22 protein-coding genes, 1 tRNA gene, 1 other RNA gene, 1 pseudogene and 1 riboswitch are annotated in these 23981 nt (G+C 43.6%); of the genes and pseudogenes, 11 read left to right on the forward strand and 14 right to left on the reverse strand.

What is annotated here, in order from left to right; translation table 11 throughout:
- Positions 1-16 precede the first annotated feature (16 nt).
- Together panC and ICN28_RS03255 are read left to right on the forward strand one after the other, a co-directional pair.
- Entirely contained in the window at positions 17-865 is an 849-nt protein-coding gene (gene panC, locus ICN28_RS03250) for a pantoate--beta-alanine ligase (protein WP_216286189.1), read from the forward strand.
- A 3-nt stretch (positions 866-868) separates the two neighbouring features.
- Complete coding sequence (locus ICN28_RS03255) at positions 869-1753, forward strand: cobalamin-binding protein (protein WP_216286191.1); 885 nt, start codon at positions 869-871, stop codon at positions 1751-1753.
- A 5-nt stretch (positions 1754-1758) separates the two neighbouring features.
- On the opposite strand, the gene ICN28_RS03260 is transcribed toward ICN28_RS03255, so the two are convergent.
- Genes ICN28_RS03260 through ICN28_RS03270 form a run of 3 tightly spaced genes read right to left on the reverse strand, consistent with a single transcriptional unit; the run spans position 1759 to position 5435 of the window.
- Positions 1759-2538, reverse strand: a complete 780-nt coding sequence (locus ICN28_RS03260; RefSeq protein WP_216286193.1) for an ABC transporter ATP-binding protein — start codon at positions 2536-2538, stop codon at positions 1759-1761.
- Positions 2538-3497, reverse strand: a complete 960-nt coding sequence (locus ICN28_RS03265) for an iron ABC transporter permease (RefSeq protein WP_216286194.1) — start codon at positions 3495-3497, stop codon at positions 2538-2540. Before ICN28_RS03265 ends, ICN28_RS03260 begins: the two co-directional genes overlap by 1 nt.
- 3 nt (positions 3498-3500) lie before the next feature.
- Complete coding sequence (locus ICN28_RS03270; protein WP_216286195.1) at positions 3501-5435, reverse strand: TonB-dependent receptor domain-containing protein; 1935 nt, start codon at positions 5433-5435, stop codon at positions 3501-3503.
- 80 nt (positions 5436-5515) lie between these two features.
- Positions 5516-5740, reverse strand: a riboswitch (cobalamin riboswitch).
- Positions 5741-5753: 13 nt separating this feature from the next.
- Between ICN28_RS03270 and ICN28_RS03275 the strand changes: the two genes are divergently transcribed.
- The 6 genes and pseudogenes from ICN28_RS03275 (at position 5754) to ICN28_RS03300 (ending at position 9960) form a co-directional block, all read left to right on the forward strand.
- Positions 5754-5990 carry a hypothetical protein gene (locus tag ICN28_RS03275; RefSeq protein WP_216286935.1) on the forward strand — a complete coding sequence of 79 codons (237 nt, stop codon included), beginning with the start codon at positions 5754-5756 and terminating at the stop codon, positions 5988-5990.
- Positions 5987-6196 (forward strand): annotated as a pseudogene (locus tag ICN28_RS09650) (cell division protein ZapA); the annotation flags it as partial. The gene ICN28_RS03275 and the pseudogene ICN28_RS09650, both read left to right, overlap by 4 nt.
- Positions 6197-6298: 102 nt before the next feature.
- A non-coding RNA gene (gene ssrS, locus ICN28_RS03285) (6S RNA) lies at positions 6299-6518 on the forward strand.
- A 21-nt stretch (positions 6519-6539) separates the two neighbouring features.
- Positions 6540-6851, forward strand: coding sequence for a cytochrome c (locus ICN28_RS03290; RefSeq protein ID WP_255536096.1), 312 nt, complete (start codon positions 6540-6542; stop codon positions 6849-6851).
- A gap of 12 nt (positions 6852-6863) precedes the next feature.
- Positions 6864-7682: a sulfite exporter TauE/SafE family protein gene (locus ICN28_RS03295; RefSeq protein ID WP_216286196.1), complete on the forward strand. Its 819-nt coding sequence runs from the start codon at positions 6864-6866 to the stop codon at positions 7680-7682.
- Between the two features lie 49 nt (positions 7683-7731).
- Entirely contained in the window at positions 7732-9960 is a 2229-nt protein-coding gene (locus ICN28_RS03300; protein ID WP_216286197.1) for a patatin-like phospholipase family protein, read from the forward strand.
- Between the two features lie 80 nt (positions 9961-10040).
- Here ICN28_RS03300 and ICN28_RS03305 read toward each other — a convergent pair whose 3' ends face one another.
- The 7 genes from ICN28_RS03305 to ICN28_RS03335 all read right to left on the reverse strand — a co-directional run bounded on the left by ICN28_RS03305 (position 10041) and on the right by ICN28_RS03335 (position 17673).
- A complete protein-coding gene (locus ICN28_RS03305) occupies positions 10041-11564 on the reverse strand; it encodes a malonyl-CoA synthase (RefSeq protein WP_216286198.1) in 1524 nt (507 codons plus the stop codon).
- Between the two features lie 88 nt (positions 11565-11652).
- Positions 11653-12645, reverse strand: coding sequence for a tripartite tricarboxylate transporter substrate binding protein (locus tag ICN28_RS03310; RefSeq protein WP_216286199.1), 993 nt, complete (start codon positions 12643-12645; stop codon positions 11653-11655).
- 49 nt (positions 12646-12694) lie between these two features.
- The gene (locus tag ICN28_RS03315) at positions 12695-13981 is read right to left on the reverse strand and encodes a malonyl-CoA decarboxylase (protein WP_216862358.1); all 1287 of its coding nucleotides are present in this window, start codon (positions 13979-13981) and stop codon (positions 12695-12697) included.
- A complete protein-coding gene (locus tag ICN28_RS03320) occupies positions 13978-14682 on the reverse strand; it encodes a GntR family transcriptional regulator (protein WP_255536097.1) in 705 nt (234 codons plus the stop codon). Before ICN28_RS03320 ends, ICN28_RS03315 begins: the two co-directional genes overlap by 4 nt.
- A gap of 91 nt (positions 14683-14773) precedes the next feature.
- Positions 14774-15559, reverse strand: a complete 786-nt coding sequence (gene lgt, locus ICN28_RS03325) for a prolipoprotein diacylglyceryl transferase (RefSeq protein ID WP_255536098.1) — start codon at positions 15557-15559, stop codon at positions 14774-14776.
- 43 nt (positions 15560-15602) lie between these two features.
- Positions 15603-16067, reverse strand: a complete 465-nt coding sequence (locus ICN28_RS03330; RefSeq protein ID WP_216286200.1) for a DNA polymerase III subunit chi — start codon at positions 16065-16067, stop codon at positions 15603-15605.
- 49 nt (positions 16068-16116) lie between these two features.
- Positions 16117-17673 carry a leucyl aminopeptidase gene (locus ICN28_RS03335; protein ID WP_370626433.1) on the reverse strand — a complete coding sequence of 519 codons (1557 nt, stop codon included), beginning with the start codon at positions 17671-17673 and terminating at the stop codon, positions 16117-16119.
- A gap of 63 nt (positions 17674-17736) precedes the next feature.
- Here ICN28_RS03335 and lptF point away from each other — a divergent pair, with 63 nt between their 5' ends.
- The 3 genes from lptF to ICN28_RS03350 all read left to right on the forward strand — a co-directional run bounded on the left by lptF (position 17737) and on the right by ICN28_RS03350 (position 21028).
- The gene (lptF, locus tag ICN28_RS03340) at positions 17737-18864 is read left to right on the forward strand and encodes an LPS export ABC transporter permease LptF (protein WP_216286203.1); all 1128 of its coding nucleotides are present in this window, start codon (positions 17737-17739) and stop codon (positions 18862-18864) included.
- Positions 18854-20014 (forward strand): LPS export ABC transporter permease LptG, encoded by a 1161-nt coding sequence (lptG, locus tag ICN28_RS03345; protein ID WP_216286205.1) that lies wholly within the window; start codon positions 18854-18856, stop codon positions 20012-20014. Before lptF ends, lptG begins: the two co-directional genes overlap by 11 nt.
- Before the next feature lie 72 nt (positions 20015-20086).
- Positions 20087-21028, forward strand: a complete 942-nt coding sequence (locus ICN28_RS03350; RefSeq protein ID WP_216286206.1) for a CysB family HTH-type transcriptional regulator — start codon at positions 20087-20089, stop codon at positions 21026-21028.
- Here ICN28_RS03350 and ICN28_RS03355 read toward each other — a convergent pair.
- The 4 genes from ICN28_RS03355 to ICN28_RS03370 all read right to left on the reverse strand — a co-directional run bounded on the left by ICN28_RS03355 (position 21025) and on the right by ICN28_RS03370 (position 23926).
- Positions 21025-21858: a 23S rRNA (adenine(2030)-N(6))-methyltransferase RlmJ gene (locus ICN28_RS03355; RefSeq protein WP_216286207.1), complete on the reverse strand. Its 834-nt coding sequence runs from the start codon at positions 21856-21858 to the stop codon at positions 21025-21027. The two genes, ICN28_RS03350 and ICN28_RS03355, sit on opposite strands and share 4 nt — an antisense overlap.
- Positions 21859-21893: 35 nt before the next feature.
- Positions 21894-21979, reverse strand: a tRNA-Leu gene (locus tag ICN28_RS03360).
- Between the two features lie 59 nt (positions 21980-22038).
- The gene (locus ICN28_RS03365) at positions 22039-22917 is read right to left on the reverse strand and encodes an NAD(P)-dependent oxidoreductase (RefSeq protein ID WP_216286208.1); all 879 of its coding nucleotides are present in this window, start codon (positions 22915-22917) and stop codon (positions 22039-22041) included.
- Positions 22918-22936: 19 nt separating this feature from the next.
- Complete coding sequence (locus ICN28_RS03370; RefSeq protein ID WP_216286209.1) at positions 22937-23926, reverse strand: quinone oxidoreductase; 990 nt, start codon at positions 23924-23926, stop codon at positions 22937-22939.
- Positions 23927-23981: the final 55 nt, after the last annotated feature.

Genomic DNA, 23981 nt, shown 5'->3' on the forward strand with positions numbered 1-23981 from the left:
AACGAGTTATTAACCCATGAAGATCATTAGCGATATTCAAGATTTGCGTGATCAATTGCGCGGCCAAAATCGCGCTGCGTTTGTGCCAACCATGGGCAATTTGCACGAAGGTCACTTATCTTTGATGCGCTTGGCGAAGCAGCATGGCGATCCAGTTATTGCTAGTATTTTTGTGAATCGTCTTCAATTTGGTCCTAATGAAGATTTTGATAAATATCCTAGAACTTTTGAGGCTGATGTTGAAAAGCTAGAAAAAGAAGGAGTTTATGTTTTATTTGCGCCAACTGAAAAAGATCTTTATCCAGAACCTCAAGAGTATCGTGTTGAACCACCTCAAAATTTAGGCAAGATTCTTGAAGGAGAGTTTCGCCCTGGATTTTTTCAAGGGGTATGCACTGTGGTTCTCAAGCTACTCTCTTGCGTTCAACCCAAAGTCGCTGTGTTTGGTAAAAAAGATTACCAACAACTGATGGTTATACGCCAGATGTGCCATCAATTGGCGATTCCAGTGGATATTATTCCAGCGGAAACCATTCGCGCTGAAGATGGCTTAGCTTTGTCATCCAGGAATGGTTATTTATCTTCTGAAGAACGTGCTGAAGCGGTTCACTTGATCCAAACACTTCAACAAGTTCAAGAAAAAATACTTCAAGGTCGAGTAACAGCAGCTGAGATTCTTCAAATTGAGCGTGACGCATGTGCTCAACTCTCATCAAGAGGATGGCAACCTGATTACATTTCAATCCGCAAGCGTAAGGATCTTCTAAGCGCCTCTGATAGTGAACTCCAGTCAGATGAGAAATTGGTTGTTCTCGCCGCTGCAAAACTGGGTAAAACTCGTTTAATCGATAACTTAGAGATTTAAGTGGTGCGCCAACCAGGCCTGAATGCGGTATTGATTGTCAAAATAGCATTGCTGACAGCTCTTCATTTTGCGGGGGCGGCCCACTCCCAACAAACATTCCCCCAGCGCATTATTACGCTAGCTCCCCACCTTACTGAAATCGTCGCAGCCGCTGGAGGCGCTGATCGTCTCGTTGCCGTAAGCGCTTACAGTAACTCGCCTGATTCCGTTAAAAACCTCCCTATCACTAGCGATGCAAGATCTGTCGATCTTGAGAAAATGAAGCAACTTCGCCCTGACCTCATCATTTACTGGCGAGGCGGAACATCGGAGGGTCAAATTGAAAGCATTAAAAAAATATTTTTACAGTCACTTCTTACCAAACAAGTTCAAGTGATTGCCGTAGAACCCAAGAAATTAGATGACATCGCAAAAGATATTGAAATGGTTGGCAAGCTTTTAGGAACAGAAAATGTTGCCAATAAAAATGCCCATCAATTAAGATCAGATATTGCTGAGCTTAAGAGCTTGTACCAAAATCCTCATAAAAGAAACGTGCGGGTTTTTTACCAAGTCTGGGCACAACCACTGATGACTCTGAATCAAGATCACCTGATTGGGAACATCATTCAAATTTGTGGTGGCGAACAGTTATTTGCTCAAGAAAAACTGTTAGTTCCAACAGTCAGTAGAGAATCAGTTATAAAAGCTAATCCAGAAATCATTTTTACAGCCGTTGATAGTCAGCGTATGAAAACCGATTGGTCGATTTGGTCCGCGGTACCTCAGTTAGCCGCTACTCAGAAGAAGGCTTTTATTGATCTAGATGGCGACACCATTAGTCGCGCATCACCGCGCATCATGCAAGGTGTAAAAAAAATCTGCGCAGAAATAGATCGAGTTCGCTAAAGCTCTCAGGCTGGAATAAACACGACTTGCCCACTGGATGTTTGCGCTTTTACGATGGGATGACCAAGTGATTTTTCTAAATTAGTTGTATTGGCAACCTCTGAAATTGGTCCAGCAATATAGTGACCATCCTCTAAAAGCAACAGAGCATGGGTAAAGCCTCTTTCAATTAAGCCAATCTCATGCAAGCTTGCAATCAATGTTTGCTGACAAGCCTCACTTCTAGTGACCAATAAGTTCAGCAAAGCAATTTGATGGCCCACATCCAGATGAGAGGTTGGCTCATCCAGTAGTAAAGCCTGTGTATTTTGTGCAAAGCACGCTGCTAGGGAGACTCTTTGACGCTCTCCTCCCGATAGATTCTGCCACTGAGCATGGGCTAAATGCGCCACATCGCAAGACGCCAAGGCTGTCATAGCAAGCTGTGTATCTGCGCCTTGTCTTAATTGATCTTGCCAAGGCCATTGCGCGGCTAAAACAGCATCAATGGCTCGCAATCCAACACCACCAACAGGTGATTGCTCAGCATAGGCGCGTATCTTGGCCAAACTATCTGCAGAGTAACTTTGAAGCTCTTTCCCTAACCAATCAATTTTTCCAACAGAATTATTTTTCTGAACCCCCGCAATAACTCGAAGCAATGTTGATTTACCTGCCCCATTACGACCCAGCAAACACCAGCGCTCACCTTGCCTGACGACCCAATTCAAATTTTTAATTAAAGTTCTTCCAGGAACCTGAATATCCAGATTTTGAGTTTCTAAAAGGATTGGCAATGTGTTCATCAAGAATTCCATTCCTTAAAGCGTGACAAGATCCATAAGAAACTAGGAACCCCAATCAAAGCCGTAATGACGCCAACAGGCAGCTGTGATGGCGCAATGATCGTTCTTGCGACCATATCTGAAAGTACTAAAAATGATCCACCCAAGAAAGCAGACGCAGGCAATAAAAATGTTTGATCTGGCCCATGATCCTTGATGATGAATCCCCTCAGAATATGGGGCACGAGCAACCCTACAAAGCCAATAGAACCTGCTACAGAGACAGCTGCTGCAGCCGATAAAGCAGCCAAAAACACCATACCCCATTGAAGAGGAACGACATCCACACCTAAAGTGATGGCCTTATCAGTACCCAACTGCAAAAGATGAATCTTGGGTGCAAGCCTCCAAACAACAACAAGCACCAATAACCAAATAACTAAGATAGCACTGACAGCCTGCAAACTCAAAATAGAATCCAAATCCCCCATTAACCAATGAATCATGCCAGGCATGGCCACATGAGACGCAAACGTGATCATCAGGGTGCTGATAGCGCCGCAACCCGTTGCAATCATCACGCCTGCCAATAACAACCTAGAGGGATGAGTAGCATACCCTCCCACCAAAACCCAAAGCAACAACATCACGATGACTGCCCCCAGCCATGCGCCACCCGCCACCCAAATAGTTCCAGCGCCACCCAGCATCAATACCGCTAATGCTCCTACAGAAGCACCCCCAGAAACACCAATCACTGAAGGCTCAGCCAGAGGATTACGAGTGAGAACTTGAAGAAGACTGCCCGACATTGCCAACAAGCCACCCACTGCAAAAGCAGCTAACACTCGAGGTAAACGCAGTTGATAAATGATGGCCGCATCCGCATTCATCACGCTACCAATCGACAATGCCAAAGCCACCGATGCTATCGATAGAATCAATAGCAAAGTGAAGATGGTCGCTTTAGATAGTTTCATTAGTTACTTAGGTTGATATTGGAGAGTTAAAAACAACATTTGTGGCGCAGCGTTATATCCGTGCACCTGGTAGTAATTTTTATCAAATAGATTCTCAATCGACCCTTTTAAGTAGAGACCTTTTTCTAGTTCATAAGATAAATAGGTGCTATAAATTGCATATCCAGAAGTTCTTTTTCGAGCACCCGAGTATGCATCAGGGGTATAACGATAACCAGAGGCTGATACCTTTGCACCCCATTCTAAAAAGCTAAACTTCTTAGAATATTCAGCAGATCCAAATTGCTTTGCTCTATTTAGCAACATCTGATGGGTCGCGTCATTCATTGGGTTTTGAAGAGTTAAACCAGCCTTAGCAACACCCCAAGACCCAACTGATCGCCAAGCAATCTCCACACCATCATTGCTAGCTGTATTTGCGTTAACAAGATATGTTCCACAGTAATTAAAAGGGCACGGGGTCACAAATGTTGAGCCAGGCACAATTAAATCTTGATAAGCCGTATCAAAGTATGTGATCTTCATTAAATGATTGGCACTCTGATACTGCACACCAATTTCATAGGAATCACTTTTCTCAGCATTTAAATTAGGATTCCCACCCTGCGAAACATCAGCCAACTGCCCACCCGTTGGAGCATTAAATGCGGTTGATTTAGCAGCAGTTAACTTCCAATTCTCGCCAAGAGAGTAACCCAAACCAACCAACCAAGTAAGCTTTGACTCTCCGTCTTGAATATCGTCATATCGCAAATTTAATTGATTATTAAGTTTCCCATAATGAGCGCTATAACCACTATAAATACTGTTAATTGTTCTTGTCGTATCGACAGAGCCCGCCCAAGAAACATGACTATTGCCTTTTAGGCGCTGATTATCATAGCCAAAATTAATTTTTTGGGATGGGCTAATTTCATAATCATTTAACCAAGATACCTTTTGATGTTGATCTTGGCTATTACTCCATGAATTGGCTGGCGTTAAGTACCCAAGGTAATTCCAACTTGAATCGTACATCGAGTATTGATTGTAGTAAGTCTGTGATTTACTATCCGATTCAGAATAGAGTATTTGAGTTAACCATTGATCATTGATATTTTTTTTCAAATAAACCGTATTAGATCTAAGTTGACGATCTGATGAATCATTATCAAGATGGGAAGATGTGCCATCTAAAGAGGTCCATGTATTGACGGAGAAAATATTGATGCCTGCGACCAAACCAGCACCAAAGTGATTAGACGCATTAACCCTCAAAGAACCATTTCTTGATCCATTACTGGATTGATTAACGTCAGAAAATGATTCTGGATTGATGCTGTTAAATCCATCCGTTAAGTATTTAGATCCTGAGATTGAAAACTTGGCATCTTCAACCTGACCAGCATATCCAACACTAGCATTTTTAGTATTTTTTGAACCATAAGTTAGAGAAAGGTTTGGCTTTGGAGTACCGCTCCCTTCTTTAGTAATGACATTAATAACTCCACCAACTGCGCCGGACCCATATATAGCAGAGGCATTGCCTCTTAATATTTCAATCCTCTCAATCTGACTAGGGGGGATCATTTCTATAGATGAAATAGCACCCGCTGCAGACTCTCCTGAAAATGGAACCCCATCCAATAAGATTAGTGTTTGATTGCTGTTGCCACCTCGAAGATAAATAGAGGTTGCACTACCAACTGACCCGGTTCTTGAAATTTCAAGACCTGGCTCGGAATTAAGAATACTCAAAATATCATTAGATTGCGTTTTCTCAATATCATTTTTCGTAATAACCGAAACAGACGAAATAACATCGGATAACTTCTGTTCTGATCGAGATGCGGAAACAACTACTGGGTTCAATTCAGAGTTATTTTGAGCATACGATGGGGCAATAGATGCAAAAATACCTGCGCAGGCTAGCGCAATGCTGGTTCGTTTAGTAAACATAGGATTAACTTTCAAAAATACGGTCGCTGGCTTGTTCCCCCGCAAGCACGGAACCCTCATAATTCAGCAACGTCCCCGTAGCTAAATTACCTATTCCAGGCCGGTATCCGGGCTAACGAAACCAACTCAATGACCTTCCCAGCTTACGCCAGTGGCATTCGATTGAGCTTACACTTGCGTGCGTTCGCTTACCGTTGCGGGGGCAGCACAGGTTACCCATTTAATCTATGATTAAGGCAGGCTTCTGTTTCCCGTTTAACTTTGATAGATTTCCTACCAAGAGCACCTAAGAACCCGTGTAGTATATACAATATAGCTATGTTAGAACTTACAAACAATTCACATACTCGCCTACAAGAGAGTCTTGCGCGCTTAGAGACCAAATCTAAGACGTTATTGGCTGCTGTAGACCAAACTCACAAAGAGCGCCTAGCTCTAGAAGACAAGATTGAAGATGCCCAAAATCGCATCCAAAATATCTTGAATAAATTACCCAATCCAAGTGATAACGGTCAACTTGATTTACTAGCTTCCCCTTCAGAGGGTCAGCCATGAGCCAACACCGCATAGAAATTACTCTTGCTGGGCAAAAATTTGCCTTTGCAACCACCTCAGAACATGAAACCAGCTTAAGAGCTGCGGCTGCTATTGTTGATGAACAATTAGAAGCTGCCCTTTCAGCTGGAAATCGCAGCATTGAACGAGCCGCCATCATGACAGCGATTAAGCTGGCTGGCGATCTTCAAGCCGCCAAAATGAATCTCAGTCAAACAGAAAATCCAGGTGCGAGTGTTGATCAAATTACTGAATTGCAAAACAAAGTGGATGAGATTGAAGCAACTGTTGATTCTGCACTGAAACTGCTTTCCCTGCCTGGTGCGCCAAGGCCAATAGTTCCTTGAACCGATGCGCAAGCATCTGGCGTGGGCCATATAGTGTGGGCGCGAGCGCCTCGAGATTCATAGAGCATGACTTCGAGTCATGTTCTCCCTGAAAATCTTGGTGCACCCGAAACACTATTGCCATGCCGCCTTGAACCTACTGGGTTCAGGATGACGGCCTAGCGGCCAAGGTGGGGAATCCATTTAACCCAAGGAGATGACTATGCCTGTTAAATACTTTTTTAAAGTTCAAGTAGCTCTTACTCTGATATTTATCGGCTCTACGGCAAATGCCATTGATCTGAATAATGGAAAATCCCTCCACCAAGCTAAATGCTATCAATGTCATGCAGAAAAATCAGGCCTGGGAAATGGTGACATCCTATACACTCGCTTAGATCGAAAAGCCAAGGATTTACCAGGCGTCAAGCGAATGGTATCGATGTGCAACACAGAGCTACGATTAGACCTCTTTCCAGAAGATGAGGTCGATCTTGTTGCCTATATCAACCAACAATTTTATAAATATCAATAGGTAACCTCTTTAATGACTCTCATACAAATTGCCGCCCTCATTGCCCTCGGTAGCTTTACAGGTTTTTGCGCTGGCTTATTAGGCATTGGTGGCGGCATGATGATGGTTCCATTTCTAACTTTCTTGTTTTCGATTTACGGCTTTCCAGCAGAAAGTATTGTCCATATCGCCATTGCAACCTCAATGACTACCATCCTATTTACTTCACTATCCTCTGTTAGAGCCCACCACAAACGAGGTGCCGTTCGCTGGGATATTGTGATGGTTCTTGCTCCAGGAATTGTTATAGGCGGCCTACTGGGCGGCGGAAAATTATTTGCCCTTCTAAAAACATCATGGCTATCCTTAGTTTTCGCAAGCTTTGTAGGGTTCTCTGCTTATCAAATGCTGCGCAACAAAAAGCCAAAGGCAAGTAGGACACTTCCAGGTAAAACCGGAATGCTTGGCTTTGGAACAGTAATTGGGTTTTTATCGAGCCTCGTAGGGGCTGGTGGCGGTTTTATTTCAGTTCCTTTTATGCTGTGGTGTAACGTTACGATGCATAACGCAGTAGCAACCTCTGCAGCCCTTGGCTTCCCTATTGCTGTTGCTAGCGTGATTGGCTACATCTACAGCGGCTACGGCAACCCATTGCTCCCACCCGGATCTTTTGGATACATCTACCTACCAGCACTTGCTTGCCTAGCTATCGCAAGCGTTATCACAGCGCCACTTGGGGCAAAAGTTGCGCACCAACTTAACGTTGCCCAACTTAAAAAAGCATTCGCTTTTTTATTGATCCTCTTATCTGCTTATATGCTAAACAAAGGGTTATCTAGCCTAGCTCTATAACAACCACGGTTGATCGTGATGATCTGCCTGATTCTTCGCAGTTATTTCTATGAAAAAAATATCGTCTTTTAGTATTACTACGCTTTTAGTTCTTGCAACCTTAACAGGCACCAAGATAGCAGAGGCGAAACCACAGAAAAAAACATGTGTAGTTTTATCAGGTGGCGGCGCTCGGGGCTATAGCCATATCGGCGTTCTTAAAGTGTTAGAAGAAAATCGTATTCCTATTGATTGCATCGTTGGCACCAGCATGGGTGCAGTAATTGGCGGTATTTATGCATCAGGAATGCCAGCAAAAGAGTTAGAAAAGAAGTTACTGGAATTGGATCTAGCCAATATTGCCCTCGATAGGATTGACAGGAAGTCTTTACCTCCTGCACACCGACAGGATGACTTTTTATACCCACTCGGCAGTGTTGGCATCGGCGAAGGCAGAATTAAATTACCATCAGGAGCAGTTCAAGCCAATAAATTTTTAGATATTTTGCAAAATTGGACGCAGCATATTCCACCGAATATGAATTTTGACAAACTACCCATTACCTATCGATCTGTTGCAACAGATATGCAAACTGGTGAGATGGTAGTTTTTAAAAAGGGTTCGCTTCATCAGGCTATCAGAGCAAGTATGGCAGCACCAGGTGCATTTAGCCCCATCGAGATTGAGGGTAGACTTCTTAGTGATGGTGGTCTCACCAGAAATCTTCCCATTGATATTGCCCAAGAGCTTGGGGCAACCCAAATTATTGCCGTCAATATTGGTACTCCCTTGATGCCACGAGAAAAAATAGACTCTTTATTATCGGTCTATCAGCAGATGATCAACATTCTCACAGAGCAGAATGTGAATGCCCAGAAAAAATTATTAGGTACGCAAGATATCTTGATTGAGCCTCAAATGGGCGACATCACATTTTTAGATTTCACGAGAGCTGAAGAAGCTATCAAAATTGGTGAGCAAGCTGCTAAGGATTTACTGCCACAACTGAAGCGCTTACAAGTATCAGATATTGACTATGCCCAACACGTTCAATCTAGACCCTCTCCTCAATTGGGGGATGTCAAAGTAAGCTTTGTTGAAGTTAAAAATAAAGGCGTTATTCCCCCTCAAAAAATTAAAGATTGGTTAGATATCCCTGTAGGGCAAACTTATTCTTCAGAAAAAATTAATGAGAGAGTGGAGTCTGTTTATAACAATCGAGAGTTTGATGTCATTGGTCACGAGTTAGTTGAAAGAAATGGTGAATACGGAGTTGTGGTCAATGCCAATGAAAAATCGTGGGGCCCTGACTACCTTAAGTTTGGACTCAATATGTCAAGTGACATGAATGGCAACAGTGGTTACTTGTTGCAAATTGGTCACCGTCGTCCATGGATTGATGCTAGCGGTACTGAGTGGCGATCTGATTTAGAGATAGGCTCTGCAGTAAAGATTAAAACAGAGCTACGCAAACCGCTTAATTCGATTGATGGTCCTTACTTATCACCCTACATCGATTATCAACGGCACTACAACCAAGTCTACGATGAGGACACCCTCATTGCCAAATACCGTGTTCGCTCTATGAGAGCTGGACTAGACATTGGGTCTCCCTTTGCTCACTTAGGCGAAGGTCGTATTGGCTTAACAGCCTCAAAGATTGTTGCTGACCCTCATACAGGGGCAATTATTTCGCAAACAGGTAGTTCTCAAACCATTCGAACACTCCCTGGCGCAGATATTGAGCAATACGGAATAAGAGCCAAAGTAACGATAGACCAACTCGACTCCCCATTTTTTCCAAGAACAGGCTATTACATCTCAACAGAAGGTCAAACAGCTATTTTCAATACACAAGATAGTTATCAAACCTTCAGCGCTGACAGTAAGGTGGCCTTTAGTGCTGGAGAGCACAGCATCAACCTCACAGGTCAGGTGGGTATGCTATTTCAGGATAAGGCGGATGACATTCCAGGCATTGGCTATCGCTTGGGCGGCTTCCAGAGATTGTCAGCGTACCAACTCGATCAGTTCAGTGGTAACTACATGATGCTGGGCAATCTGACTTATCTTTATCGCGCTTTAAATTTAAGACTACTAAATCAAAGTATGTTCCTTGGTGCCAGCATTGAATCCGGCAACACCTGGAACCAGCGTGCAGAAATGAGCTTTGGCAACCTTAAACATAGTTACAGTGTTTTCTTGGGTTTAAATACATTTATGGGGCCGGTTCATTTAGGAGTTGCTACAGCCCCAGGCGGTTACACCAATCTCTTCTTCCAATTGGGACGGAATTAATCAAATAAAAAAATCCCTATGAAAATCATAGGGATTTTTCTTGCAACTCAGATGCTACTAGATCATAGAGATTGATCTAACTAGGCACTATAGGTTTGACGCAAAATATTCTTTTGCACTTTGCCCATGGCATTCCTTGGTAATTCAGAGACGATCACAATACGCTTTGGCACCTTGAAGTTAGCAATTTTACTTTTCAAGTTAGCAATCATGGCATCTGCATTTAAAGATTGACCTGACTTTGGCACAACGATAGCTAAGACAGCCTCACCAAAATCAGGGTGCGGAATACCTACAACAGCGCTTTCGTCAACGCCTGGCATATCATCAATAAAGCTTTCGATTTCTTTCGGATAAACGTTATATCCACCAGAAATAATCAAGTCTTTACTTCTACCAACGATACACAAGTACTCTTTTGGAACCTTGCCACCACTGGTCGTTCCACCCCAACGACCCACATCACCCGTTTTAAACCAACCATCTTTGGTGAACTCTTCTTTGGTCTTCTCGGGCATGCGCCAGTAGCCTTGGAAAACATTAGGGCCTTTAACTTCGACATTGCCGATTTCATCCACACCACATAATTTCCCATTGTCTTTCACAATGCGAACTTTTGTTTTAGGCAATGGCAATCCAACCGACCCACCAATACGGCGACCTTTGTAGGGGTTAGATGTCAACATCGCCGTCTCACTCATCCCATAACGCTCTAGGATGGTATGACCCGTGCGCTCCTTGAAAGAATTAAATGTCTCTGTCAGCAATGGGGCTGAACCAGAAATGAATAAACGCATGGTCTTAACTGTTTTTTTAGTAAAGGCAGGATCTAACAACAAGCGTACGTAAAAAGTTGGTACACCCATCATGATTGTTGACCGTGGCATATGCTTGATCAACTCTTTGGTATCCAAACGTGGCAACCAAATCATCTTGCTGCCATTAAGCAAGGCGCCGTGCGAAGCAACGAACAAGCCGTGCACATGGAAGATTGGTAACGCGTGTAAAAGCACATCGCTTTTTTGCCAAGCCCAAAACTTTTGAAGCACCTGTGCGTTGCTACCCAAATTGCCATGCGTCAACATGGCACCTTTGCTTCGACCCGTTGTACCTGATGTGTAAAGAATCGCAGCCAAGTCGCTATCTGAGCGCTTAACAGTTTTGCCTTTGCTTGGTTGTGCTCCTGCTTTTTCCAACAAAGTACCAGATCGATCATCACCCAAGGTGAACACATGCTTCGTTCCGGATTTCTTGGCAACTTGAGTTATCCAAGCTTGATTCTTCGGGCTGCAAACCACAACTGCTGGTTCCGCATTACCTACAAAATACTCCATCTCAGCAGCTTGATAAGCTGTATTAAGTGGCAAATAGACCAAACCCGATTTTAGTGTTGCCAAATATAAAAATAGTGCCTCTGGGGATTTTTCAACTTGAACAGCTACTCTTGAGCCCTCAGGTAAATCAAGCGCTAACAATAAATTAGCAATTTTTGCTGTTGCAGCTTCTAAATCTTTCCAGCTGTAATACAAGCCATCATGAGTCTCAATGGCACAAGCAGACTTATCCTTAGGAAAGCCGCTTTCCAATAATGCATATAAATTCATATCAGCCTCAAAGGTTAACCAGGGGCAGACCCCCAGTTAACATATTCATTCAATAACCCATTAATTCGCTTAATGGGTCAACCGCCTATTAATCCATCTTTGCGCCAGAGGCTTTTGCAACATCAGCCCAACGCTTGATTTCAGAAGAGACAAATTTACCGTATGCCTCACCTGTTAGATTAGGTGTCTCAGAACCGTTATTCGTCCATGATTTTTTCAGCTCAGGGCCATTTAAGGCTTTTGTCACTTCAGCAATCATTTTATCAATGACTGGCTTAGGTGTTCCCTTTGGAGCCCATAGGCCATACCACGTACTAACGTTATAACCTGGCACACCGGCTTCAGCAGCTGTTGGCACATCAGGGAAAGCAGCTGAACGCTTGTTAGAAGCTACTGCAAGCGCCTTGATGCGTCCGCCTTTGATGTGTTGGGCTGAAGAACCCAAACCATCAAACATCAGATCAACTTGACCCGCGATCAAATCAGATAAAGCTGGACCTGCACCACGGTAAGGAATGTGAGTGATAAAAGTTTTGGTTTGCATTTTGAATAGTTCACCAGCCAAGTGATGGGAACTACCGTTACCAGCACTACCGTAATTTAATTTACCTGGATTTTTCTTTGCATACTCAATCAAACCTTTTAAATCTGTAACCGGTACTTTTTGAGGATTAATCACCACTACTTGAGGTGGTGAAGCCAGCAACATCACCGGCTCAAAACTCTTTTCAATATCGTAGTCAAGCTTTGGGTACATGGTTGGCGCAATCGCATGGTGAGCACCACCCATGAAAAAGGTATAACCATCGGGTGCTGCTTTTGAAGCAACTCCCGCTCCTAATGTGCCACCCGCACCACCACGGTTATCAATCACAATCTGCTTGCCCATTTGCTTTGTCAGCTGAGCTGATAAAGGTCTTGCAAAAGCATCTGTACCACCACCCGCTGGGAATGGCACAACAATCGTAATAGGTTTGCTTGGCCAATTAGGATCCGCCAAAACTGCGCCTGATTGAGCTGCTAGACCTAAGGTCATGGTTACCGCACCGATAACACTTACTACATTGACTGGTTTTTTCATTATTTGTCTCCTCGTACTCCAGTTAAATTACTTTTAAAAATTACTATCTTTAGATCAGTTGAGAAACTGCTCTAGAGTAAATAATCTCTCCATTCACAAAACGCTCGTGGTTATCTTCCACGTTATCTAAGTCATATAGGTAATTCACCATCAAACCTGCTGATTGCTTAATACCTTTTTTTGACAAGTCTCCTGCCCAGTTAACTCTGTGTAGCTTTGCCCCATTACCTAAATGGAACTTAGCCACAGAATTACCCCCTCTTTTTGATGACTGCGTCATCAAATAAAAAGCACATAAACTCATAAGTGCTTCTTTTTCTTTTACTGAGGCAGCATCAGGATGCCACCCAGCGTGCAATCGGTCACTCCATGACTTTTCTTGCAAATTAAATACTTTGATTGATTCTTGATACTTCTCAAACATCGCAGGCTTTAGATTTTCAGAACTTAACTCTTGGCTAGAGCTCAACCACTCCATAAAACCCGGTATGGGAGAAAGCGTGCAAAAAGTTTTCAATCCTGGAAACTCTTTTTTCAAACTTTCAGCCACACGCTTAATTAAGAAGTTGCCCATCGACACACCACGCAAACCTGGCTGACAGTTACTGATCGAGTAAAAAATGGCGCATTTGTAATGATTTGGTTCAATGACAGCCGTTTTTTTATCAACCAATGGCGCAATAGCCTCTGGAATATCAGGCAACAAAGCCACTTCCACAAATATCAATGGTTCATCCGATAGTTGTGGGTGAAAGAAAGAAAAGCATCGACGATCGGGTTGAAGACGGCGACGCAAGTCATCCCAACCATCAATTTCATGAACAGCCTCGTGCTGAATAATTTTTTCCAAAATGTGCGCTGGTGACTTCCAATCAACCTGATGCATTTTTAGAAAACCAGGGTTGAACCATGACGTTAACAAATGCTGGATATCCGCATCGACAGCTTTTAATTCCGGTTTTTTAGGTAAGAGTTTCAAAAGATGATGGCGCATTTTGACAATCATGCTCGTGCCACTGGGGGCGCGATTTAAGCGTCTCAGCAACTCTTGACGAGGTGACTCAGCCACCTTCATTAACCAAATTAAATTATCCGCATTCGGTGTTGCAGCATACATTTGAGCCGCACTTAGAACATCAGCAGCACTAGGGTTTAATTTTTCGGATAAGTACTGAAAATACTCAGCAATTTGATCATCTTCTAAGGTGTTGAAATTTTCAATCAAATCGCTCGCCATACTTGCTGCATTCGACTCACCACGCTCCGAGAGTAAACGCTTGGTGGCATTCACTGTTTTGGTGTAATGCCTCGCCTTGAGAAGTTTATCTAGAATCATGCCGATAACAATTCTGAGTCTTGAAGCATTTTCAATACTTCACGCTGTCTTAAGATGTGCGTCTTCATGAGCTTCTCTGCTTCAACAGCATCTCTTGATCGCAATGCTGAAAAAATAGAAAGGTGCTCTTGACATGATTCTTCGATACGGCCTTTGTGATGCAAACTACGGTGCCTTGATAGATTCAAAATTCGACGAAGATCGTTGACCATGTTGGTTAACCACTCATTGCCTGCTAAATTTTGTATAGCTTCATGTATCTGACGATTGGTGGAGTAATAATCATCGATATTTTTTTCATCGGCGTATTTTTTTAAACGCTGGTGCAAAGATTCCAAAGATTGAATAGCTTGATCGGTAGCTTTTTCTGCGGCTTCATACGCACAGCGCCCTTCTAGTATGGCCATCAACGGAAAGATATCATTGAGGTCATTGTCAGTTAATTCCGTCACGTAACATCCCTTACGTGGCTCAATCCTCAGAATTCCTTCAGAAGCGAGGATTCGCATGGCCTCGCGAAATGGCGTTCTGGATACGCCTAGCTCTTCAGAAAGTTTTTGTTCATCAATCCATGACCCTGGCTTTAAAACTCCGCCAGCCACCATGGAGCGTAAGCGCTCAGTGACTTCAACATACAGGGCTGTTTTAACAATCTTTAATGACATGCCATCAATGTATTTTGTATACATTTTTGAATACATAGGTGGTAACCCTAAAAAAGGGAAAACACTTAGGGCGTACCTTCTGTAGGGCTAATAGTCTTAAAAAATAGCCTGGGTTGATCAAGCTAGCTTATTTAACCCTTTTAAAGATGAGGTAAGTACCAAAAAATACCATGGGTAAAGAAAGCCATTGGCCCATTGACAACCCTAAGCTTAGTAATCCCAAGAAGCTATCAGGCTCACGAGCAAACTCAACCAAAAATCTCAATAGACCATAACCAATTAAGAACACACCTGAGATTTGACCCAAGCTTCTTTTCTTGGAGGCGTACCACCAAAGAACCACACCTAGACAGAGACCTTCACCAAGTAGTTGGTATAACTGAGAGGGGTGCCTTGTTAATAGGTCACCCGCCTGAGGAAATATCATGGCCCAAGGCAGATCCGTTGGACGCCCCCAGAGTTCCCCATTAATGAAGTTACCCAAACGACCGAATGCCAGACCAAATGGCACCAACGGTGCAATCAAATCAGTCACCTCAAAAAAACTTCTATTATTTTTCTTACCAAACCAAAGCATGGCGACGAGAACACCGATGAACCCGCCATGGAAAGACATACCACCTTCCCATACGCGTAATACGTCCAGAGGATTTGCCAGGTAGTGCCCTGGCATGTAAAAAACGATGTAGCCCAAACGACCACCCAGGATGACCCCAACGACTCCAGCAAATAACAAGTCCTCGATATCTTTAAAGCTCCACCCTGCCTGAGCAACAGACGCCTGCTTCAATCTCAAATAACCCAAAAAAAGAAACTGCCCAAAAGCCATCAAATACATCAAGCCATACCAATGGATATCCAATGGGCCTAAGCTAATTGCAATCGGATCAAATTGTGGGTGGGTCATAGCCATGGCTTTTAGTTTCTTTTTATTGATTGATTGATGGATGGATTAATTACTGACCCGTTTGATCAAAGTTATGTAAATCATGACCCTGCTCACGATACGCTTTGTAACGCTCACGACCAGCTTGGCGATCAGCCTCATCTGTTGAAACAATCTCAACAATTCTTGGAAAGCGAGCTGCTAAATTTTCAACAGAATTTGGCAAATCACGACCCACATGAATCAGCACATCACCGTGTGGCAAATACTCCAATTCATTGGCTTCAAAGCTTTCAACAAAGACGACCGGTGTTTCAGCAGCAAAGTCATCAGTTCCCCATGCATGTGGCAAAAAGTCGACAGCTGCAAAAGTCCATAACTGTTCATCCAATTGCTTGAGGAAATCCCGAGAACCAACCACCACGATATTTCTGATGGGCAAATCTTCACGATGACTCGCCATGATTTTTCTGATCAAGCGACAGCTGTAAAGCGGCTTATTGTTCACTTGACTGTGGAAATCAATTCTGGCCATAAGCTTTTACGTATCCTGTTTTAAATAGTTGATGACTGATCAAGTTAAGTTACTGAGCCAATAAGTAATTAACAAGTAAAGGTACTGGTCGTCCAGTAGCACCTTTAGCAGCGCCACTCTTCCAAGCGGTGCCAGCAATATCTAAATGCGCCCAAGTGTACTTTTCCGTATATCTTGCCAAGAAACATGCAGCCGTAACACTACCTGCAGGTCGGCCACCGATATTAGCCATATCTGCAAAATTAGATTTCAACTGCTCTTGATAAGCGCTATCTAAGGGCATACGCCAAACAGTATCTTGAGAATACTTGCCAGCGGTTAAAAGTTTTTCGGCTAACTCATCGTTATCAGAGAACATGCCGGAGTGAACGCCACCTAAAGCAATCACACAAGCACCTGTGAGAGTGGCCACATCGATCACGGCAGCCGGTTTAAAACGCTCTACATAAGTGAGCGCATCACAAAGAATCAAGCGACCTTCCGCATCGGTGTTAAGAATCTCAATCGTTTGACCGGACATGCTCGTGACAATATCGCCTGGACGGGTTGCATCTCCAGATGGCATATTCTCGCAAGTCGGCACCACTGCAATCACATTCTTTTTCAACTTCAACTCACCAATAGCGCGCATCGTACCAATCACAGATGCTGCACCACACATGTCGTACTTCATCTCATCCATACCTTCACCAGGCTTTAATGAAATGCCACCTGTATCAAAAGTAATACCTTTACCAACCAAAACTGTTGGGGCTTCTTTGGCTGAGCCGCCCTGATGTTGAATCACAATGAATTGAGGTGGTGTTTTAGCACCTTGCGTCACCGCTAAGAAGGCACCCATTTTGAGAGCTTCAATTTCTTTACGCCCCAAAACTTGAACCTTAAAGCCATAATCCTTTGCTAATTTTTTAGCAGTTTGACCAAGGTAAGTCGGCGTACAAATATTCGGCGGTAAATTACCAAGATCTTTGGTTAGATCCATTCCGTTTGAAATAGCCAATCCTTCAGAAAGCGCTTTTTGCAAATCTTTATTGTTTTTTGCATTGCTAGCAACAAAAAGCTTCTTAAGCTTTGGTGCCTTTTCTGCCGGCTTGGTTTTGAATTGAGGATGCCTTGCCCCAAATTTATACAGTTGCTCTCTGGCTAATTGAACCAATAAACGTGCCTGCGACAAACCATCCTTGGATGGTAGTGCTGTAAAAACCCATAGCGCATCTTTTGCAGAACTCCCAACCAACGCCCTTAAACCTGAGCTTAACCATTTGGAGAAAGAATGCCCCGCCTTACTTGATGACGGTGGTAATTTTGCTTCTTCACCAGCACAAACCAACAGCAAACGTTCTGCCTTTAAGCCCAATTTAGCCCAAGCATCTGTGGAGGTGAGCATCAATGTACTGCCAGCCTGGGTATCCAAATCACCTTGATCAATAGCCTTTGCAATAGCGCCGTGAGTCGCTGTATTCAAGGCGCCAAGATGACCCGATAGCTTTTTGGCATTTTTGATATCTTCTGCCTGAAAAGCAATGACCAAGCAGCCAACAGCCTGATTCATCTGTGCTTTAATTCCTAAAGCGCCCTCAACAAATACTTTCGTGCTACATTCCATATGCTTATCCTTTACACAAGGGAAGTTACTAATACCCTTGATTATCGCCCAGCTTAGCTTTTTATGATCTTTAAAAGAGCCCTTCGACAAGAACTGAATTTCACCATCGGCGTGGTGTTCATGGTTTTGGTCACCCTCGTTTTGACCAACCTCATGATCCGGGTGCTCGGTAACGCTGCCAGTGGCACTGCCAACCCAAAGGATGCCATCGTTTTAATTGGTCTTGGGATGATCAATTATTTACCTATTTTGCTGACTGCTTCTATTTTTGTGGCGGTTTTAATGGTTTTAACCCGCTGGTACAAAGATTCTGAAATGGTGATTTGGCAAACAGCCGGCTTGAGCTTATTTACAATTCTTAAGCCGCTCATTTCTTACACCATTCCATTAAGTATCGTCATCGGCGCCCTCTCAATCTTCCTATCACCCTGGGCCAACGAGCAATCAGCCACTATCAAACAACGCTTCCAGCAACGTGACGATATTTCGATGTTAGCTCCAGGTCAATTTAGAGAATCCTCTGGCAACAATCGAGTGTTTTTCATTGAAAGCATGAATCCACAGGATGATACGTTTAAGAATATTTTTGTTACAGATTTCGGCAAAGACCGTCAGCTCGTTGCCGTATCCAAACAAGGCTACATTGAAAATAAACCTTCTGGTGAAAAGCATTTGATTCTTGAGGCAGGCAGGCGCTATGAGGGCACCCCTGGTAATACGGATTTCCGCATTACAGAGTTCAATCGTTACACCGTCAAACTTGATAGTAAAGTAGTTGACCCGATCATTAACAGCCCTAAACTCTTGCCAGTTTGGGAATTACTAAAAGATCCCAATCGCATTCATTTGGGTGAGTTACTTTGGCGTTTTGGCTTACCTTTGATGGCGCTGGTATTTGTCATCATAGCAATCCCGCTTTCCTATATTGACCCTCGCAGAGGTCGTTACACCGCCCTGATCATGGCGGTACTGATTTACTTCACGTACTCCAATTTACTCAAACTGATGCAAGCTTGGGTAGGCTCTGGAAAAATTGATTTCATGATCGGCTCCTGGCTATTGCATGTCATTGGTGCATTGATTGGTTTAGGGTTCATCTTTTATCGACAAAATAGATCCATTACTCTCTATGGTCGACTCAAGCGTTTGATTGGGCGAAAAACACCTGGAGGCGCTTCCAATGTGGCATAAGTTATTTCCTCTGGTATACGAGCGTTATCTAGCCAAACAAATTTACCTGGCATTTATTTTTATTTTGTTTGCTTTGATGTCTTTGTTTATTTTCTTTGACTTCATTGCAGAGATGGGTGACTTGGGCGGCAGCTACACAGTATTGTGGGCCTTTCTAACAGTCCTATTAAGAGTGCCCAGCCGATTAGTTGAAATCATACCGATTGCGGGTTTAATCGGTGGTATCTACGTGATGGCCAGCATGGCTGCTCAATCGGAATATACGATTTTGAGAGTTGCCGGATTGGACACCGGCAAAGCCCTTGCCACCTTGATGAAAATCGCATTTCCAATTGCTTTATTAATTTTATTAATGAGCGAAGTTGTTGGTCCCTTTACGGAAGGCCTCTCAAAAAATGTTCGCCTTGCTGCAATCAATCAAGGAAAAGAAGTTTTAGAGTTCCGCTCGGGCGCCTGGATCAAAGATAAATTGCGTGGCAATGATGGCAAGGGGGCTATTCAAGATGGTATTCGCTATATCAACGTGGGCTCACTTGAAAAAAATGAAACGATCAAAGGCTTCAGAATGTATGAGTTCGATGCTAATCATCGTTTATTAATTACTAGGACAGCTGAAACAGTTCAATTCATTGGTAATGGTCAATGGCAATTAAATAAAGTGACTGAAACAAGATTTTCAGAGTTAACCAATTCGGATCGTCTAGAACCTAGCTTTAGTACTCAAATCAAAAAATCAGATCAGTTAGAGATTGAAACAGAGGTTAGCCCTCAGCTTTTGGGAGCGCTCCTAATTAAACCTGACCGCCTCTCCATTATTGATTTATTCAGTTACATCAATCATCTAAAAGAGAACAAACAAGACTATCAGCGCTATGCCATTTCTTTCTGGAAAAAAGTGATCTACCCGTTCACTATTTTGGTGATGTTAGCTTTGGCCTTACCATTTGCTTACCTCCAAACAAGATCGGGCGGCATTGGATACAAGGTGTTTGGTGGGATCATGCTGGGCATTAGCTTCCAGTTATTTAATAGTTTGTTTTCTCATGCGGGTCTCTTAGGCGAATGGCCCGCCCTCCTAAGTGCATCTATACCTGCACTGCTATATTTTATTTTGGCCATATTTGGCATTCGCTGGGTATCCAAAGTTTAAATCCCCAACTGCATTTTTCTTCATATAGAATGGTTTCTTTATATTAATAAAGATATATAGAAGCTATTCACAATGAACTTACACCAATTTAGATTTGTTAGAGAAGCCGTGCGTCAGAACTTTAATTTGACGGAAGCCGCCAAAACACTCTTCACATCACAGCCTGGCGTTTCAAAAGCCATTTTGGAATTAGAGGATGAATTAGGTGTTGATATTTTTCGTCGGCATGGCAAAAGAATTAGAAATCTTACCGAACCGGGTAAGCGAATACTAACTTCTATTGAAAGAATTTTGATGGAAGTTGAGACTTTAAAGCGTGTTGGTAAAGATTTTGCAGCACAAGATCAAGGTAGCTTCGTCATTGCCACAACTCATACACAGGCGCGCTATGCGCTACCAAAAGTTTTAACGGAATTCACCAAACTTTTCCCCAAGGTCCGGGTTAGCATCCAACAGGGTAGCCCCCAACAAATAGCCGATATGCTCATCCACGATCGAGCTGATATCGCAATTGCAACAGAGGGTATCGCTGGCGTTGATGGCCTCCTGGCTTTACCAGGGTATCAATGGCAACACGTGATTGCTGTTCAACCCGATCACCCCCTGCTTAGCAAAAAGAATATTGCATTAGAGGACTTGGCTGAATACCCCATCATCACGTACGACCCAGCTTTCGCGGGACGCAGCAAAATTGATAAAGCATTTAGCAGTAAGAACCTTCAGCCTGACGTTGTTTTAGAAGCGATTGATGCTGACGTGATCAAGACGTATGTTGAAACCGGCATGGGTATCGGCATTGTCGCGGGAGTTGCCTATGATGCCGATCGGGATCGCAATCTACGGGTCATTCCAGCGGGGCATTTATTTGGTAACAATGTCACTAAGATTGCGGTGAAACAAAATGCGTATTTGCGCTCTTTTGTTTATACCTTTATTGAATTGTTCTCTCCCACATTAACTCGCAAATTAGTCGACCAAGCGATGTCGGGTGAAAACGTCGATTACCAAATTTAATTGGCGCTGATCTCAAAACTAGCCCCATCAAATTGGGCTAGTTTTTCAGTGAGGTAGGGCATCACTTCTTGCATTTTTTCCGCAAGTATCCAAGGTGGATTGATGATAAATAAGCCACTACCCAACATGCCAAAGCCTTGTGCATCAGGCTCTTGGACAAGCATTGAAATATTGAGCGTCTTATCTGAAAGTTCCCGCATTTGATCAATTAAATACACATGATCACCCCGAGTGAGTATTGGATACCACACGATATAAACACCTTCAGCAAATTTCTTAAGACCCTCTGAGAGAGCCTCAATCACCTTGGGGTAATCCGACTTGATCTCGTAAGGTGGATCCATAAAGACCACTGCCCTTCTTGTAGGGGGCGGCAATAAAGCTTTCAGAGAAGCAAAGCCATCGCCTTTAAAAACTTTAGCTTGGCGATCACGATCAAAGTGCTCTTCTAAGATATCAAAATCAGTTGGATGTAATTCGTATAAACGCATGCGATCATCAGCACGAATCGAGCGACGAATCACCTCAGGGGAGCCAGGGTACAAACTCCAATCACCTTTGGCGTTGCAGCGCTGAATTAAATCCACATACTCTTGCAATACGTTTGGCAAATCCTGACAGTCCCATAAGCGCGCAATACCTTCGAGATATTCTGATTTTTTATTGGCGTAATCGGATGCTAATGAATACATGCCCGCACCAGCATGGGTATCGATAACCCAATACGGCTTGTCTTTTTGATTCATATAAGCTAATACTTGCTGAAGAACGCAATGCTTTAAAACATCGGCGTGATTGCCAGCATGGAAAGCATGGCGGTATGCAAGCATGGGAAGTTGTGGACTTTTAGTCTTTAAGAGTTGTTTGGTGCCGCGGGACGGACTCGAACCGTCACACCTTTTGGGCGGGAGATTTTGAGTCTCCTGTGTCTACCAATTTCACCACCACGGCGCACCTTGCATCCTGTTTTAAAAGACTTTTCAGCCCTTCAAAATCTTGCAAGTCTTCTATTATGCCTCAAGTACTCTAAGAAGTGAAGAAGTGTCGTCGTGACCCCAACCGGCATCCATCAACTTCCCTAACTGAGAAGCCACCGTCTGCAAGGCTGGCATGTCAATACCAGCGTCCTTGGCAACATCTTTGACCAAGAAAAAATCCTTGGCATGCAAACGGGCTTCAATACCTGCTTTGAAATCTCTGGCAACCATCTTCGGACCCATTAAATCCAACATACGGCTACCTGCCATACCGCCAGAAATGGCTTCAAATACTTTTTGTAAGTCAGCGCCATTCACCGCAGCAAACCTCAATGACTCGGCCACACCTTGGATATTGATGACCTGAGCAATTTGATTACATAATTTAGCTACCTGGCCATGACCAACGCCACCAATGTGTGTCATGGTCTTCGTGTAGTTTTTAACAATTTCTTTTACTTTTGCCACATCGGTATCAGTACCACCCAACATCATGACTAAGCTACCTTCGGTTGCTGCTTTAACGCCACCACTAACTGGAGCATCCACGTAACCGATACCTTTGGTCGCCATCACTGCAGCAATGTCTTTGGTACTTTGTGGATCAATCGTACTGTGGTCAATACAAATGGCTCCTGGTTTAGCGGACTGAATGACTGAATCAGGGGTCAGGTGCAACACTTGCGCCACATCCTGCGGCCCCATCACATTGGTGATGATGTAATCGGCACCCTGCGCCGCCTCTGCAGGTGAGGCACAAGCGATAGCACCTGCGTCAATCAAATGTTTCGCCTCTCCTTGAAAAACTTCTGGGCGTCGCGCGTAGATGCGCAATTGATGCCCAGCCTTTAACAAATAGCCAACCATCGGTCGACCCATATTACCCAAGCCAATAAATGCAATGGTGCTCATTTGTTTACTCCGAATTGAATTACCAAGGCAACAAGATTGTTGAACCAGTCGTCTTACGTGCCTCTAGATCGCGATGAGCTTGCGCTACGTTTTCTAATTGGTAAGTTTGATTGACTTCAATCTTGATTTTTCCACTGAGAACTTTTTCAAATAGATCGGCTGCCATCGGCTCCAATAAGCTTCTATCATGAACATAAGTCATCACCGTTGGTCGTGTTAACTTCAATGAACCTTTGCCACCTAAGATGCTGACATCCACAGGTGCAACCGGACCAGAAGCATTGCCGTAAGTCACCATCGTGCCACGAGGACGCAAACAATCCAATGATTGCATGAATGTGTCTTGACCAATCGAGTCATAAACCACATGAACTCCCTTACCACCTGTTAACTCACGAGTACGTTTCACAAAGTCTTCGGATTTATAAAGAATGGTGTGATCGCAACCATGCGCTTTAGCTAAAGCTGCTTTTTCTTCAGAGCCCACTGTACCAATCACAGTGGCACCCAATAATTTCAACCATTGACAGGCAATTAAGCCAACACCACCGGCTGCCGCATGAAACAAAACTGTATCTCCGGCTTTCACTGGGTAACTGTCTGTCACCAAGTACTGAACAGTTAAGCCCTGCAACATCATGGCAGCGGCTTGTTCAAAAGAAATACCGTCTGGTAACTTCACAACCGTTTCAGCAGGCATCACACGAATTTGACTATAAGCACCTGCTGGCTTGCCAGCGTAGGCAACACGGTCACCCACTTGAAGATGCTTCACTTCAGAACCCACTGCCTCAATCACACCAGCAGCTTCCATACCCAAAGCACCAGGTAAGGGTTGCGGATAAACACCTTTACGGAAGTAAACATCGATGTAGTTCAATCCAACAGCGTGATGCTTGATACGAACCTCTTGAGGCCCTGGCTCACCCACCTCGACATCCACCCAATGCATGACCTCTGGGCCGCCCACTTCAACCATTTTGATAGCTTTGGCTTTAATCGTGCTCATTTTGTCTCCTGTACCTTTTGATTTTTGTTAATTTGGGCTTAATACCCCAGTTTTT

Origin of the sequence: Polynucleobacter sp. 30F-ANTBAC (assembly GCF_018882385.1) — a bacterium.
Taxonomy (GTDB): Bacteria; Pseudomonadota; Gammaproteobacteria; order Burkholderiales; family Burkholderiaceae; genus Polynucleobacter.

Bases quoted from the DNA above. Each gene is read 5' to 3' on its own strand.
- panC (WP_216286189.1), top strand. From the start codon at position 17: ATGAAGATCATTAGCGATATTCAAGATTTGCGTGATCAATTGCGCGGC.
- ICN28_RS03260 (WP_216286193.1), bottom strand. From the start codon at position 2,538: ATGAACACATTGCCAATCCTTTTAGAAACTCAAAATCTGGATATTCAG.
- ICN28_RS03265 (WP_216286194.1), bottom strand. From the start codon at position 3,497: ATGAAACTATCTAAAGCGACCATCTTCACTTTGCTATTGATTCTATCG.
- ICN28_RS03270 (WP_216286195.1), bottom strand. From the start codon at position 5,435: ATGTTTACTAAACGAACCAGCATTGCGCTAGCCTGCGCAGGTATTTTT.
- ICN28_RS03275 (WP_216286935.1), top strand. From the start codon at position 5,754: ATGTTAGAACTTACAAACAATTCACATACTCGCCTACAAGAGAGTCTT.
- ICN28_RS03290 (WP_255536096.1), top strand. From the start codon at position 6,540: ATGCCTGTTAAATACTTTTTTAAAGTTCAAGTAGCTCTTACTCTGATA.
- ICN28_RS03295 (WP_216286196.1), top strand. From the start codon at position 6,864: ATGACTCTCATACAAATTGCCGCCCTCATTGCCCTCGGTAGCTTTACA.
- ICN28_RS03300 (WP_216286197.1), top strand. From the start codon at position 7,732: ATGAAAAAAATATCGTCTTTTAGTATTACTACGCTTTTAGTTCTTGCA.
- ICN28_RS03305 (WP_216286198.1), bottom strand. From the start codon at position 11,564: ATGAATTTATATGCATTATTGGAAAGCGGCTTTCCTAAGGATAAGTCT.
- ICN28_RS03310 (WP_216286199.1), bottom strand. From the start codon at position 12,645: ATGAAAAAACCAGTCAATGTAGTAAGTGTTATCGGTGCGGTAACCATG.
- ICN28_RS03315 (WP_216862358.1), bottom strand. From the start codon at position 13,981: ATGATTCTAGATAAACTTCTCAAGGCGAGGCATTACACCAAAACAGTG.
- ICN28_RS03320 (WP_255536097.1), bottom strand. From the start codon at position 14,682: ATGTATTCAAAAATGTATACAAAATACATTGATGGCATGTCATTAAAG.
- lgt (WP_255536098.1), bottom strand. From the start codon at position 15,559: ATGGCTATGACCCACCCACAATTTGATCCGATTGCAATTAGCTTAGGC.
- ICN28_RS03330 (WP_216286200.1), bottom strand. From the start codon at position 16,067: ATGGCCAGAATTGATTTCCACAGTCAAGTGAACAATAAGCCGCTTTAC.
- ICN28_RS03335 (WP_370626433.1), bottom strand. From the start codon at position 17,673: ATGGAATGTAGCACGAAAGTATTTGTTGAGGGCGCTTTAGGAATTAAA.
- lptF (WP_216286203.1), top strand. From the start codon at position 17,737: ATGATCTTTAAAAGAGCCCTTCGACAAGAACTGAATTTCACCATCGGC.
- lptG (WP_216286205.1), top strand. From the start codon at position 18,854: ATGTGGCATAAGTTATTTCCTCTGGTATACGAGCGTTATCTAGCCAAA.
- ICN28_RS03350 (WP_216286206.1), top strand. From the start codon at position 20,087: ATGAACTTACACCAATTTAGATTTGTTAGAGAAGCCGTGCGTCAGAAC.
- ICN28_RS03355 (WP_216286207.1), bottom strand. From the start codon at position 21,858: ATGCTTGCATACCGCCATGCTTTCCATGCTGGCAATCACGCCGATGTT.
- ICN28_RS03365 (WP_216286208.1), bottom strand. From the start codon at position 22,917: ATGAGCACCATTGCATTTATTGGCTTGGGTAATATGGGTCGACCGATG.
- ICN28_RS03370 (WP_216286209.1), bottom strand. From the start codon at position 23,926: ATGAGCACGATTAAAGCCAAAGCTATCAAAATGGTTGAAGTGGGCGGC.